General features: G+C 69.8%; 13 protein-coding genes, 1 pseudogene and 1 riboswitch. Of the genes and pseudogenes, 7 read left to right on the top strand and 7 right to left on the bottom strand.

From position 1 onward, the window contains the following. From cobN to ACFE7U_RS04795, 5 genes and pseudogenes are all read right to left on the bottom strand, one after another. Nucleotides 1-2,575, bottom strand: a pseudogene (gene cobN, locus ACFE7U_RS04775) (cobaltochelatase subunit CobN); the annotation flags it as partial. Between the two features lie 6 nt (nt 2,576-2,581). Continuing rightward, nucleotides 2,582-3,616, bottom strand: a complete 1,035-nt coding sequence (gene cobW, locus ACFE7U_RS04780; RefSeq protein WP_375408588.1) for a cobalamin biosynthesis protein CobW — start codon at nt 3,614-3,616, stop codon at nt 2,582-2,584. Then, on the bottom strand, nt 3,613-4,002 hold the full coding sequence (locus tag ACFE7U_RS04785; RefSeq protein ID WP_375408589.1) for a DUF1636 family protein: 390 nt from the start codon (nt 4,000-4,002) through the stop codon (nt 3,613-3,615). Before ACFE7U_RS04785 ends, cobW begins: the two co-directional genes overlap by 4 nt. Continuing rightward, nucleotides 3,995-4,747 carry a CbtA family protein gene (locus ACFE7U_RS04790; protein ID WP_375408590.1) on the bottom strand — a complete coding sequence of 251 codons (753 nt, stop codon included), beginning with the start codon at nt 4,745-4,747 and terminating at the stop codon, nt 3,995-3,997. The genes ACFE7U_RS04785 and ACFE7U_RS04790 overlap by 8 nt, the downstream gene beginning before the upstream one ends. Nucleotides 4,748-4,783: 36 nt before the next feature. Then, the gene (locus ACFE7U_RS04795) at nt 4,784-4,960 is read right to left on the bottom strand and encodes a CbtB-domain containing protein (RefSeq protein ID WP_375408591.1); all 177 of its coding nucleotides are present in this window, start codon (nt 4,958-4,960) and stop codon (nt 4,784-4,786) included. A gap of 32 nt (nt 4,961-4,992) precedes the next feature. Continuing rightward, nucleotides 4,993-5,201: riboswitch (cobalamin riboswitch) on the bottom strand. Nucleotides 5,202-5,289: 88 nt separating this feature from the next. Between ACFE7U_RS04795 and cobU the strand changes: the two genes are divergently transcribed. From cobU to ACFE7U_RS04820, 5 genes are all read left to right on the top strand, one after another. After that, complete coding sequence (gene cobU / locus ACFE7U_RS04800) at nt 5,290-5,823, top strand: bifunctional adenosylcobinamide kinase/adenosylcobinamide-phosphate guanylyltransferase (RefSeq protein ID WP_375408592.1); 534 nt, start codon at nt 5,290-5,292, stop codon at nt 5,821-5,823. Beyond that, nucleotides 5,820-6,425 (top strand): cob(I)yrinic acid a,c-diamide adenosyltransferase, encoded by a 606-nt coding sequence (gene cobO / locus ACFE7U_RS04805; protein WP_375408593.1) that lies wholly within the window; start codon nt 5,820-5,822, stop codon nt 6,423-6,425. The genes cobU and cobO overlap by 4 nt, the downstream gene beginning before the upstream one ends. Nucleotides 6,426-6,535: 110 nt before the next feature. Further along, nucleotides 6,536-6,778: a DUF4160 domain-containing protein gene (locus ACFE7U_RS04810; RefSeq protein ID WP_375408594.1), complete on the top strand. Its 243-nt coding sequence runs from the start codon at nt 6,536-6,538 to the stop codon at nt 6,776-6,778. A gap of 10 nt (nt 6,779-6,788) precedes the next feature. Further along, nucleotides 6,789-7,292: a hypothetical protein gene (locus tag ACFE7U_RS04815; RefSeq protein ID WP_375408595.1), complete on the top strand. Its 504-nt coding sequence runs from the start codon at nt 6,789-6,791 to the stop codon at nt 7,290-7,292. An 89-nt stretch (nt 7,293-7,381) separates the two neighbouring features. Continuing rightward, nucleotides 7,382-8,836: a cobyric acid synthase gene (locus ACFE7U_RS04820; RefSeq protein ID WP_375408596.1), complete on the top strand. Its 1,455-nt coding sequence runs from the start codon at nt 7,382-7,384 to the stop codon at nt 8,834-8,836. Nucleotides 8,837-8,839: 3 nt separating this feature from the next. Here the strand turns inward: ACFE7U_RS04820 and cbiB are convergent, their stop codons facing one another. After that, a complete protein-coding gene (cbiB, locus tag ACFE7U_RS04825) occupies nt 8,840-9,838 on the bottom strand; it encodes an adenosylcobinamide-phosphate synthase CbiB (RefSeq protein ID WP_375408597.1) in 999 nt (332 codons plus the stop codon). Between cbiB and cobD the strand changes: the two genes are divergently transcribed. Next, nucleotides 9,815-10,849, top strand: a complete 1,035-nt coding sequence (gene cobD, locus ACFE7U_RS04830; protein ID WP_375408598.1) for a threonine-phosphate decarboxylase CobD — start codon at nt 9,815-9,817, stop codon at nt 10,847-10,849. The two genes, cbiB and cobD, sit on opposite strands and share 24 nt — an antisense overlap. A 6-nt stretch (nt 10,850-10,855) precedes the next feature. Here cobD and ACFE7U_RS04835 read toward each other — a convergent pair whose 3' ends face one another. Next, the gene (locus ACFE7U_RS04835) at nt 10,856-12,037 is read right to left on the bottom strand and encodes an MFS transporter (protein ID WP_375408599.1); all 1,182 of its coding nucleotides are present in this window, start codon (nt 12,035-12,037) and stop codon (nt 10,856-10,858) included. A 329-nt stretch (nt 12,038-12,366) separates the two neighbouring features. Here ACFE7U_RS04835 and ACFE7U_RS04840 point away from each other — a divergent pair, with 329 nt between their 5' ends. After that, nucleotides 12,367-12,570 (top strand): hypothetical protein, encoded by a 204-nt coding sequence (locus tag ACFE7U_RS04840; protein WP_375408611.1) that lies wholly within the window; start codon nt 12,367-12,369, stop codon nt 12,568-12,570. Nucleotides 12,571-12,638 lie beyond the last annotated feature (68 nt).

The following is a 12,638-nucleotide window of genomic DNA, read 5'->3' on the forward strand; positions in this document are numbered from 1 at the left end:
CGAGGAGCGACAGGGTCTCGGGAAAGGTATCGCGAAAGGCACCGGAAACCCGCACGGTCACGTCGATGCGCGGCCGATCGAGGAGGGCGAGAGGCAGGACCTCGCAGCCGGTCACGCGGGTCGAGGCATGGTCCCAGACCGGGCGCACGCCCATCAGCGCAAGGGCATGGGCGACGTCCTCGCCGCCGGTGCGCAGGGTCGGGGAGGCCCAGAGGTCCATGACGATACGGGCAGGGTATTCGCCCTCGTCCTGAAGGTAGCGCAGCACCACCGCATCGGCGGCCTTGGCGCCGAGCATCGTGGCGGACCGGGTCGGGATTGCGCGGGGATCGAGGGTCGTGAGGTTTCGACCCGTGGGGATGACGTCGGTGCGGCCCCGGGAGGGTGATCCGGCCGGCCCCGGCGGGACGAAGCGTCCGTCGAGTGCAACCAGCAGCCCGCTCCGCTCGGCCACGGCGCAGGCGGCCGCGGCGTCGCTCGCTCCAGACCTGGCTTGCCCGAAGACGTGGAGCCCGTCACGGGTCGTGACCTCGGACAGGTCGCACAGATGCGCGTCGAGGGCGGCAAGTGCGTCGGCCATCGGCGTCTGGGCATCGATCCCAGCGCCGGCGATCAGCCCGGCTGCGTCTGCCTCGTCGAGGATGGTTCGGCTGATGATGGCGGCCCGGCGCGGATCGAGGACGCTGGCGCCCGAATATTCCTCGACGAGCTCGCGTAGGTGCGCGGCCTCGGGGCTCAAGCCGGCTTGGACAGCCTGCGGCGTCAGGTGCCCGAGGGCTATGCCGCCGAGCCGGCGCTTGACCGGTGCGGCCTCGCCGGGATCATCGACGATGAACGGATAGATCACCGGCAGCGGCCCCACCGCGAGCGCCGGCCAGCAATCGGGTGACAGGGCCACGGCCTTGCCTGGCAGCCATTCCGTGGTGCCGTGGGTGCCGAGATGGATCAGCGCATCGAACCGCGTCCGCAGGCCGAGATGGAACGCCAGATAGCCGTGGGTCGGCGGCTCGTCCGGGTCGTGGTAGCCGGCTTTTCGGTCGGCAGAGCGGCCGCGGTCGGGTTGGAGGAAAATCTGAAGGGTGCGGCAGGACACGCTCCGGAACCGGAAGGCGCCATCTGTGCAGACCGGATCGTCCTCCGGGGCACCCCAGCGCGTGCGAAGGGTCTCCCGCAGCGCCTCCGGCAGGCCGGCGAGCCATGTCCGATACGCGTCCAGGGAGACCGCGACGTCGAGATCGCCCCCGGTCAGCCGACGCATCAGGTCATCGGCCTCCGGTAGCGCGCCGACGGCATAACCCGCCTCCGCCAGGACGCAGGCGATCGTCCGCGCGCTTTCGGGCGTATCGAGCCCGACCGCGAAGCCGGCTCGCCCGCCACGGGCTGGATAATCGGAGAGGACGAGGGCGAGCCGGCGCTCTGCCCGCTTCGTTCGGGCAAGCCGGACCCAGGCCGCAACCCGGTCGGCGAGCGCCGCGATGCCGGCGGCGTCGGGCCGCGCCCGGCGCTCGCCGAAGCCCTCGATCTCGGGGGCTTCCTCCTTGAAGGAGATCGGAAAGCCCGAGAGCCGCCCGTCGAATTCCGGCAGGGCGACCTGCATGGCGAGGTCCGCCGCGCTCAGGCCCCGGGCGGAGGCCTCCCAAGCCGCTCGCGGCGAGCCAACCGTGAAGGCCTGGATCACCGGGCAATCGGCGTCGTCGAGCACGAATCCGGCATCGTCACGCGCCGAGAAAGCGGTTGCCGCCACGATGATATCGGGTTTCTGCCCGGCGATGGCGTCGCGAAGCGCCCCAAGCGCCTCCGGGTCCTTCAGGCTCGACACCGCGACGGCGACCGACGCGATCCCGCGGCTTCCGAGTTCGGAAGCCAGCACCGCCGCCGGGCCGCCGTCGCCGCCGAGGATCGCCGACCGGTAAACGAGGATGAGCGCGAGCGGCGGCGCGCCTCCGTGGCGCTCGGCCACCGGGCTGCGACCGACATCGCTGGCATGGTCCCACGACACTGGCCCGCAGCCGGGGCAGCAATGGAAGCCGCGTGGCAAGGCGCGAGGCGGCTCGGTCGTCACCGGATGGCCGATCTCTCCGGCGAGCCGTCGCAGCATCCGACCCAGATTCTCCGGGCCGCCCGCGCGGAAATAGGCGTCGAGGAGGCCCGACAGTTCTGGTGGCACGGTCGAGAAGGCGTCGAGCCTGGGATCGGGCCGGTCGTCGCCGGGCAGGACCGCCAGGGCGACCCCGTTGGCGCGGGCGGCTGCCGCGGCGCGTTCGATGCCGTAGCGCCAGTAGTCGAGGCCACCGAGGCAGCGGATGACGACGATCTTCGCCTTGGCGATCACGGTATCGACGTAGAGATCCACCGACATCGGGTGGCGCAGTTTGGCGAGCTTGGCGAGGCGCAGGGTGGGGGGGGCTGAGTGACCCGCTGCGGAGAGCGACACCTCCGCCGCGTGCGCGGCCGCGACGCCGACCAGATCCGAATCCGTGAACGACAGGAAGACGATGTCCCCCGGCGCCTGCCCGAGATCGACCGCGGCTTCGCCCTCGTCGAGGGAGACCGTATCGATGCGGATCAGGTGCATGGCGGACTATCCCGCCAAGGCGGCGGCGACCGCGCCCTGGTCGAAGCCCTTCAGCCCGATCACCACGAGGCGGCCGTCGCGGGGCTCGTTGCCGCGCCAGGGCCGGTCGTAATGATGGGCGATACGGGTGCCGACGCCCTGGACCACGAGGCGCATCGGCTTGCCGGCGACCTCCGCGAAGCCCTTGATGCGCAGAACGCCGGCCGTCTCCGTCGCTCGGGCGACGCGGACCGCGAGATCCTCGGCCGTTGCGCTGGCGGGAACGGCGATCGCCACCGACTCGAAGTCGTCGTGGTCATGATCCTCGCCCTCGCCGTGGTGGGAGGGACGGGAGGCCAGGTCGTCCTCGGCCGCGGCACCGAGCCCGAGCAGCACCTGCGGATCGATACGGCCGTGCTCGGTCACGACCATCTTCACGGCGCGCGGCAGCTGGCGCTCGATCTCGGCCCGCACCGCGGTGCGGCCAGACTCGTCGAGCAGGTCGGCCTTGTTCACGATAACGAGGTCGGCGCAGAGAAGCTGATCCTCGAACACCTCTTCGAGCGGGTTGTCGTGGTCGACGCTGGAATCGCCCGCGCGCTGCGCGGCGAGTGCAGCCGGATCGTCGGCGAAGAATCCGCCGGCGACGGCCGGGCCGTCTACCACCGCCACGACGCCGTCGACGGTGACCCGCGAGCGGATCGCCGGCCACTGGAAGGCCTGGACCAGGGGCTTCGGGAGGGCGAGGCCCGAGGTCTCGATGAGGATGTGCTCGGGCGGGTCGGTGCGGTCGAGGAGCTTGTTGAGGGCCGGCACGAAGTCGTCGGCGACGGTGCAGCAGATGCAACCGTTGGCGAGCTCGACGATGTCCTCGTCCTGACACCCTTGGATGCCGCAAGCCGCGAGGAAGGAGCCGTCGAAGCCGATATCGCCGAACTCGTTGACGACGATCGCGAGCCGGCGTCCGCCGGCATTCTCGACGAGGTGACGGACGAGGGTCGTCTTACCTGCCCCGAGGAAGCCGGTGATGATGGTGCAGGGGATTTTTTCCACGATGCTCATTCGGCTGCGTCCGCGAGGTTTTGGTCGCCGGGCGGCGGGAAAGGCGGGATGCGGGCGACGACGCCTTTGCGGAAGGCTTCGGGACGGGCCTTCCAAGGCACGATCCCGTCGGGCGTATCCGCGTAGAGACCGAGTCCGTCGAGAATGGTCCCGGCAGACGAGACGGGATCGAGATCTCCGTAGACGTAGGTCCAGCGGCCCTCCGAGGCGACCGCCACCGTGCAGGGACGCTTGCAGACCGAGAGGCATTCGACCCCCTCGATCCGCACGCCGTCCGTTACCACCGCCTCCTGCAAGGCAGCGAGCAGGCGGGCGCCGGCCCGTGGCTCTGACGCGTCGTCCGCCATTCGGCAGGTGGTGCAGACGTAGAGGACGATGTCAGGCACGGGCAGCGACCGGGCGCGTACGGCCGAACGTCTGCCAGGCCCAGGCGAAGGCGAGGCCGATGACGATCCAGAACACGAAGGACACGCCGAGCGAACGCGCGGCGAACTGTGCGGCGTAGCCCGCCGGCAGGGCGGAGGCGGCGTGGTCCGTCTCCGGTGCGCCGGCGAGGTGCGGTGCGACGACGAGGACGAGGCCGCCGAGGATGGTGATCGGCACACGCCGGATCGCGATGAGGTAGAGCCCCATGGCCGTAGCGGCGGCCGTCATGATCCACCAGGCCTGACGCGTTTCCAATGGTGCGGCGGGCATGCCCGGAAGCTCCGGCGGCAGGCCGAGCGCAGGCGCCAGCGACACCGCCAGGAAGCCGGCGACGGCGAAGCCGACGCTCGATTCCATCGTCGGTTCGCGCCCGCAGGCGACGAGGACGGCACCGAGCAGCAGCGCGTAGCCGACGCCGCCGACGAGCGTCGCAAGGGCCGTGAAGGCCATCCGCTGGAAGCCGGGGGCCGGCTCCCAGACGGCGTCATTGCCGCCCGTCGGCGCATGGGCTTCGCCGTGGGCATGAACGCGAACCATCAACGACGGTGCGAGGGCGGCCAGAACCGGCACTTGCGCAGAAGCCTGAGTCTCGTAGCGCTCGGCGGCGAGGATCAGCGGTGAGGTCAGGGCGAGTTGCAGCCCCGTGGCGACGACGGCCGCAAGGAAGCCGGCGACCAGTGCCGCCGACAGCATTCGGATGATCATGGGATTCGTCCTGCCTTCAGGTCCGTTCCGGACGGATCAGTGGCAGGGAAAGTTCTGTGCGTGCCGGAAGTCGTGCGCCGCATTGTGCAGCGTCATCGAGGGCGCGAAGCCGGCCATGAAGACGAGGCCGAGGCCGAGCATGGCCGCCATCAGCACGGCGCCGAGGCGCTCGTTGGTACGGGCGCCGGCAAGGGTGAGCGTGTTCGTCGTCATGCGTGTCTCCGGCCGCCCCGCCGGCGGCGTTCGAGGAAATGCGGGCGGACGGCAGGTCTCCTGGCTCGCGGGTCTTGGTCGTCCCTGCCGCCTTCCCGGATCGCTCCAGTGGCCGATGACAGGCACTCACCGCTCACAGTTGCGGGGGCAGCCGCGGAATCGAGCAAATCCTTACGAACTTCGCTCTCACCGCATTCCCTTTTCACCCCGTTGCCGGGGCACCGTCCATCCGTCTCATTACGCCATCGCGGAGGCAGGTACAACGCGCAGCCCGATTGGATTCGCGCTTCCTTTGACCCCGTGGACGGGTTTCGGGCTAAAGGACGCCGATGCGGCAGACTTTTTCACGGATGACCCTCGTTCTCGGCGGCGCCCGCTCCGGCAAGAGCGCCTATGCCGAGGGGCTGGTCGAGGCCGCTCCCGCGCCCTGGCTCTACCTCGCCACCGCCGAGGCCTTCGACGACGAGATGCGCGCACGCATCGCGCTCCATCGCGAGCGGCGCTCGGAGAATTGGGTGACGCGTGACGCGCCGATCGACTTGCCCCGTGCCATAGCGGGCGCGCACGGGCCGGTGCTGGTCGATTGCCTGACCCTGTGGATGACCAATCTGATCCTGTTGGACGCCGACGTCCCCGATGCCGTCGCGGCACTCCTCGATGCCTGTGCGAACGCCCCGGGCCCGATCGTTCTCGTCGGCAACGAGGTCGGCCTCGGGATCGTGCCGGACAATGCTCTCGCGCGGCGCTTTCGCGATGAGGCCGGACGCCTGCACCAGCGCCTCGCCGCGCAGGCCGACCGCGTGATCTTCATGGTCGCCGGCTTGCCGATGACCGTCAAACCGCAACCCGGAGCGCAAGCATGAGCCTCGACGAGGAAGCCCGCCACCGCCTCAAGATGGAGAAGCGCAAGGCCGTCCAGGACGCCGAGGTCGCCGAGAAGACGATCGAGAAGGGCCTCCTCATCGTCAACACGGGTCCCGGCAAGGGCAAGACCACGGCGGCACTGGGCCTGATGCTGCGCGCGCTCGGCCACGGTTGGCGGGTCGGCGTGGTGCAGTTCATCAAGGGCGCCTGGGACACCGGTGAGAAGCACGCCCTGGCGACCTTCGGCGACCGCATCGCCTGGCACACGCTGGGCGAGGGCTTCACCTGGGAGACCCAGGACAAGGCCCGAGACATCGCCGCGGCCGAGCACGCATGGTCCAAGGCCCTCGACCTCATGGCCGACCCGACGATCCGAATCCTCGTTCTGGACGAGCTCAACATCGCGTTGCGCTACGACTACCTGCCCATCGACGAGGTGGTCGCGGCCTTCCAGGCGCGCCGGCCCGGCCTCCACGTCGTCGTCACCGGCCGCAACGCCAAGCCGGCGCTCATCGAGGCCGCCGACCTCGTCACCGAGATGGCCGTCGTCAAGCACCACTTCGCGGCGGGGGTGAAGGCGCAAGAGGGAATCGAGTTCTGATCAGGTCACTGGCCGTTCCCGACCGTTGATAGAGCAGGGGCAAGTTCGTCGCGGCTGTTTACATCATCCGGCTTCTGGATGATGTTTTCGCTGCAGGCAGCATGGCGGCGATGGGCAAGATCTACCAGTTCGGAAACGTCCGCATCGTCATCTACGCGAACGATCATCTTCCGGCGCATTTCCACATCCTCGCGCCCGGTGCCGAAGCCCTGGTTGGGATCTCTCCGCTTCGCATTCTGAAGGGTTCGGTGCCGGCGAAGGTCGAGCGAACAGCGATGACATGGGCGACCGCCAACGTCGCCATGCTCAAGGCCGAATGGAACCGCATCAATGCTCGTTTCCCCGTCGCCTGAGGAGGGCACCATGGCCGAAACCCTACCTCGCATCGCCTCCGTAGACCGGACCGGACCGACCTTGATCGCCGTAAGTTGGCAGCATGGCCCGTCCGACCGCATCGACTTGGCCGGATGGATCGGCACCGGTGGCGCCGTGCTGGATCCGCTCTCAGATTCGGCCCTTTTCGGTACTGTGAGGGTCGGCGAGTACGGGGCTTCCGTCGAATGGGGAGACCCGGACGGCGACCTCGCCATCGATGCCGAGCATCTGCACCGGCTCGCGATCGAGCAGCGCCCGTTCGGGCATCGGGATCTCGCCGCTTGGCAGGCTAAGGTTGGTATGTCGAACCAGGAAGCCGCCGAGTTCCTGTCCGTCTCGCTCAGTTCGTGGAACGCCTACAAGGCGGGGAGTGCCTCGGTGCCGGCGCCGGTGGCGATGGTGTGCCGGGCGGCCTTGCGGGATTCGATCCTGCTGCAGGCACATTACCGGCCGCGGAAGTCGGGACGGCCCAGAAAGGTGAACATCAGTTGACCATCACGGACCGGGTGCCATGCGCCGCCGAGACCGACACGAGTCCGTGGATTTGAGATGAAACCGCTGTCGGATCTGGGATTGCAACGATGACGGCTCGTGCCTTCATGATCCAGGGTACCGGATCCGACGTCGGCAAGTCGCTGATCGTAGCGGGCCTGTGTCGGGCCTTCGCGAATCGCGGCCTCGCGGTGCGGCCGTTCAAACCCCAGAACATGTCGAACAATGCCGCGGTGACGGCGGATGGCGGCGAGATCGGGAGGGCACAGGCGTTGCAGGCGCGGGCGGCGCGAGTGGCGCCGTCGGTCCACATGAACCCGGTCCTTCTGAAACCGCAGAGCGAGACCGGATCGCAGATCGTGGTTCAGGGCCGCATGGTTGGTACCGCCACCGCCCGCGACTACCAGGCTTGGAAGCCGCGTCTCCTCGCATCGGTGCTGGAGAGCTTCGCGCATCTGAAGGCGCAGGCGGACCTCGTCGTCGTCGAGGGCGCGGGCTCGGCCTCGGAGGTCAACCTGCGCCGGGGCGACATCGCCAATATGGGCTTTGCCCGCGCCGCCCACGTGCCGGTGATCCTTCTGGGCGACATCGACCGCGGCGGGGTCATCGCGAGCCTCGTGGGCACGAAGGTCGTGATCGACCCCGAGGATGCCGCGATGATCCGCGGGTTCATCGTCAACCGCTTTCGTGGCGACCCGAGCCTCTTCGCGGACGGGATGGCCATCATCGCTGAGCGGACGGGCTGGCCGAGCTTCGGCCTCGTGCCGCATTTCCCCGACGCGGCGCGCCTTCCGGCGGAAGACATCCTGGGGCTGAAGGGCTCGGCCGCCGGTCCCGGCAGGCGGGTCGTCGCGATGCCGGTGTTTCCCCGACTCGCCAATTTCGACGACCTCGATCCCCTGCGGGCAGAGCCCACCATCGCGGTCGTGCTGGTGCGGCCCGGCGAGCCGATCCCCGGCGACGCCGACCTGGTGCTGCTGCCGGGCTCCAAGACCACCATCGACGACCTCGACTTCCTGCGTGCGCAGGCGTGGGACGTGGACATCCACGCCCATGTCCGTCGCGGGGGGCGGGTGCTCGGCCTCTGCGGCGGCTACCAGATGCTCGGGCGACGCATCGCCGACCCGCACGGGATCGAGGGAGCGCCTCGTTCGGTGCCGGGGCTCGGGCTCCTCGACGTTGAGACCGTGATGACTCCGGTCAAGCGTCTCGAAGGGGTGACCGGAGTCACCATGCCCGACGACGTGCCTTTTGCCGGATACGAGATGCATGTCGGCGAGACGAACGGTCCCGACACGGCTCGGCCGTTGATCCGTTTCGCGGATGGGCGTGAGGACGGCGCCACCTCGGGCGACGGGCGCGTCGGCGGCACCTATGTCCACGGCCTGTTCGCCGACGATCGCCAACGCGCGGCCTGGCTCGCGCGGCTCGGCACGGCATCGAGCGGCGAGGGCTACGAGGCCGGGATCGATGCGGTGCTCGACTGCCTCGCCGACTATATCGAGCGGCACGTGGACTGCGACCGCCTTCTCGCGCTGACTTGACGCTCAGCGCCCCGACAGGAGAGCGGCCGCGGCGAGGACGGCCAGAGCCAGGAGCAGGCCGCAGGCGGTGCGGTAAAGCGCCAGCGCCCGCTCCACGTCCGCCGCGCCGGCTTCGACCCGCCCGTCGCCCATCCAGGCATCCTCGACCCTGACGGTCCCGTAGACCCGTGGGCCTGCGAGCCGGAGCCCGAGGGCACCCGCCATGGCGGCCTCCGGCCATCCCGCGTTGGGCGACCGGTGGTGTCCGGCATCGCGGCGGACGGCTCGCCAGGCGCCCGACGCCGATGCGCCGCGATGGCAGGCTGCCGCCGCGATGATCAGCCCGGCGGAGAGCCGTGATGCGGGCAGGTTGACGAGATCGTCGACGCGGGCCGAGGCCCAGCCGAAGGCCTCGTGGCGGGGCGTGCGGTGACCGATCATGCTGTCGGCAGTGTTGATCGCCTTGTAGAGGGCACCTCCGACAAGGCCGCCGATCCCGATCCAGACAGCCGGCGCGACGATCCCGTCGGAAAAGTTCTCGGACAGGCTCTCGATGGCCGCGCGGCAGATGCCGGCCTCGTCGAGACTCTCGGGATCGCGCCCGACGATCATGGCGACCTCGGTGCGGCCACCCGACACGCCGTCCCGGCGCAGGCCCGCCGCCACCCTGGCGACGTGCTCGTCGAGGCTGCGCTGAGCCGGCAGGCTCGCGCAGGCGACGCCGATGAGGATCGGGCCGATGAATGGCCCGGCCAGCCCGGCCAGCGCGCTCAAGGCCAGCGCGACACCGCCTACGACCACGGTGAGGATGAGGAGGCTGGCGATTCCCGCCATTTTCCGTCGGGTGGCGCTGCCGCGGTTCAGGCGGCGGTCGAGGGCGTCGATCAGGCGGCCGATCCAGGTGACAGGGTGGCCGACCGCCCTGTAGAGCGCGTCGGGATAGCCGGCCGCCGCCTCGATGGCGAGGGCGAGCACCAGGATCGGAAGCGTGTCGGGCGGATGGGCGAGGGCGGTCCAGGGCATTCTGCGGCGGAGGGATCTCTGACCGGGGAGGGGGCACCGATCGCCCATGGCGGCGACCTCGACGCGGCGCGGCGCCTGTTTCCGGACGCGCCCGAACCCTGGATCGACCTCTCGACCGGGATCAACCCGGTCCCCTATCCGTGTCCGCCGCCGACCGCCAGCGCCTTCGCACGGCTACCGTCGGCCACCGACCTCGCCGGCCTGATTCGGGCGGCGGCGGAAGCCTACGGCGCCGACCCTGCGACGATCGTGGCGGCGCCGGGCACGCAGATGCTGATCGAGACCCTGCCGCGGCTGCGGTCCCCTTCGCGGGTCGCCGTCGTCGGACCGACCTATGCCGAGCATGCGGCCGCCTGGAAACGAGGCGGACACGTCGTGGCGATGGTGGCGGATCTGGCTTCGGCCGGGTCCGCGGATGTGGTCGTGGTGGTCAATCCCAACAACCCGGATGGCCGCGTCGTCGCCGCCCGCGGCCTCCTGCAGATGGCAGCGACGCTCGGGCAGCGCGGCGGGCTCCTCGTCGTCGACGAGGCCTTCGCGGACCTCGAGCCCGTCGATTCGCTCGCCGCCGATGTCGCGCCCGGCATCCTGGTGCTGCGCTCGTTCGGCAAGACCTACGGCCTCGCGGGTCTCCGCCTCGGCTTCGCCCTGGCTGAGCCGGCCCTGTCGCGGCGGATCGCCCTGGCGCTGGGACCCTGGGCGGTGGCCGGTCCGGCGCTCGCCATCGGCCGGGCGGCGCTCGTCGATCAGTCGTGGCGGGACGCCGCCCGAATCGCCCGCGCTGCTGATGCGGGCCGCCTCGACCGCATGATTGTCCGTGGCGGAGGATCGGTCGTCGGGGGGACGTGCCTGTTCCGCACGGCGGATTTTGCCGACGGGCCGGCCCTGTTCCGACGCCTTGGCCAGGCCGGCATCTATGTGAGGCGGTTCGAACCGATGCCGGAGCGATTGCGATTCGGGCTGCCGGCGGACAGGACCGAGTGGTGCCGGCTCTCGCGCATCCTGCGTTGACCTGGCTCAGGCCGTCGCCGTCCGCCTCGGGTCGAGCACGGCCACGAGGAGACCCGCGCCCGCCAGGCAGAGCCCCACGGCGCAGACGCCGCCCCAGCCGAAGCGGAGGAAGGCCTGCGAACCGGCGAAGGCCCCGATCGCACCGAACACGAACATCATCGTGAACAGCACCGTGTTGATGCGGCCGCGCGCACCCGGCACGAGGGCATAGGCCCTGGTCTGGTTGGCGATGAGGGCGGCGTTGATCCCGATGTCGATGAGGAGGACGCCGAGCCCGATCGCCACCAGCGACGATGCCCCGGCGAACCACAGCACCGCGAAAGCCGCCATCACGAAGGCTCCGCCGGCCAGCACCACCGGGCGGGCGCCCCGCCTGTCGGTGAAGCGGCCCGAGAGCGGCGCGACCATGGCACCGCAGACCCCGATGATGCCGAACAGGCCCGCACCGGCCGCCGTGAGATCGAAGGGCGGCGCTTCCACCAGCAGCGCCAGGGTCGCCCAGAAGGCGTTGAAGCTGGCGAACAGGAAGGCCTGCGACAGGCTCGCGCTGCGCAAGACCGGCTGCGTCCGCACGAGGTCCATGATCGACAGCATCAGGGTGCGGTAGCGCAGGGGGGCTGTCTGCGGCGTTCTCGGCAGGGTCGCCGCCGCCACGGCGGCAATGCCGAGCGCGATGCCGCTGGCCGCGAAGAATACGACCCGCCAGCCGAAATGCGCGCCCACGAATCCGCTAACGGTGCGGGCGAGGAGGATGCCGCTCAGGAGACCCGTCATCACCTGGCCGACCATTCGGCCGCGGGTGGCGTCGGGCGCGAGTTCCGCCGCGAAGGGCACCGCCTGCTGCGCCGCCGAGGCCAGGAACCCGATGACGAGGCTCGCCAGCGCCAGGACAGCCAGGGTGGGGGCGGCCGCCGCGGCGATCAGCGCGATGCTGAGACCCAAGAGTTGCCAGATGATCAGGCTGCGACGCGGCAGGGTATCGCCCAGAGGGACAAGGCCGACGATGCCGAGGCCGTAGCCGATAAGGGAAGCGGTCGGAATCAGAACGGCCGCCTGCTCGCCGAACTCGGCGACAAGGAGGGCCAGCAGCGGCTGGTTGTAGTAGATGTTGGCAACGGCGCCGCCCGCGATCAGGGTAAGGCCGAAGCGCGCCCTCGCGGTGAAACCATGCGGATGGCCGTCGCTCAACGGAAAAGCCTCTGCGTGAGGACGGCGAGGCGCGTGCGTGTTGTCATCGAGGGACGATCCGGCGGCGGTTGCGGTGCCAGCGAACTACGTGCCGGGCCAGCTTCGGACAACCGCCACGAAGGCCGAGGCTGGGTCGCAGCATGGTCATCCGACCTGGGCTTGCCGGTCAATTTGGCCAAACCCATATCGATTTTGTTGCCGGTGCCAGAGTTGACCGGCTCAATGCTGCCGGGTCCGGCTTGGCAAGCACCCGATTGCAAGGTCTGATGGTCGCGCCGGGACACGGTGCCGATGTCGCGTTCCTTCCTGCCGCCGTCATGGAGACTGACATGCCCAGTTATCGTGTCGCCTTCGCAAAAGAGATCATGGGAGTGCCGTTCACGATCGGAGCGGTGGATATCCTGCGCGCCCGCGATGCCGGCCGTGCCCTCCGTGCCGCGGAGATCCGGTTCGCCCGCCAGCACGGCGTCGACGACTGGCGCCTTCTCGCGGATTGCGCCCGCGTCGAGTCCGGCGCGGAAAACCGTTCCTGAGGACAATGCCGCTGCACTTCGTGTGCGTCGCTCTGGCTCTCGGCGAAGAGCCGTCCTAAAGTAGAAGG

The organism is uncultured Methylobacterium sp. (genome assembly GCF_964251405.1).
Classification (GTDB): Bacteria; Pseudomonadota; Alphaproteobacteria; order Rhizobiales; family Beijerinckiaceae; genus Methylobacterium.

Excerpts from the sequence above, each read along its gene's own strand:
- cobW (WP_375408588.1), bottom strand. The coding sequence starts at position 3,616 with ATGAGCATCGTGGAAAAAATCCCCTGCACCATCATCACCGGCTTCCTC.
- ACFE7U_RS04790 (WP_375408590.1), bottom strand. The coding sequence starts at position 4,747 with ATGATCATCCGAATGCTGTCGGCGGCACTGGTCGCCGGCTTCCTTGCG.
- ACFE7U_RS04795 (WP_375408591.1), bottom strand. The coding sequence starts at position 4,960 with ATGACGACGAACACGCTCACCCTTGCCGGCGCCCGTACCAACGAGCGC.
- cobU (WP_375408592.1), top strand. The coding sequence starts at position 5,290 with ATGCGGCAGACTTTTTCACGGATGACCCTCGTTCTCGGCGGCGCCCGC.
- cobO (WP_375408593.1), top strand. The coding sequence starts at position 5,820 with ATGAGCCTCGACGAGGAAGCCCGCCACCGCCTCAAGATGGAGAAGCGC.
- ACFE7U_RS04810 (WP_375408594.1), top strand. The coding sequence starts at position 6,536 with ATGGGCAAGATCTACCAGTTCGGAAACGTCCGCATCGTCATCTACGCG.
- ACFE7U_RS04815 (WP_375408595.1), top strand. The coding sequence starts at position 6,789 with ATGGCCGAAACCCTACCTCGCATCGCCTCCGTAGACCGGACCGGACCG.
- ACFE7U_RS04820 (WP_375408596.1), top strand. The coding sequence starts at position 7,382 with ATGACGGCTCGTGCCTTCATGATCCAGGGTACCGGATCCGACGTCGGC.
- cobD (WP_375408598.1), top strand. The coding sequence starts at position 9,815 with ATGGGCGAGGGCGGTCCAGGGCATTCTGCGGCGGAGGGATCTCTGACC.
- cbiB (WP_375408597.1), bottom strand. The coding sequence starts at position 9,838 with ATGCCCTGGACCGCCCTCGCCCATCCGCCCGACACGCTTCCGATCCTG.
- ACFE7U_RS04840 (WP_375408611.1), top strand. The coding sequence starts at position 12,367 with ATGCCCAGTTATCGTGTCGCCTTCGCAAAAGAGATCATGGGAGTGCCG.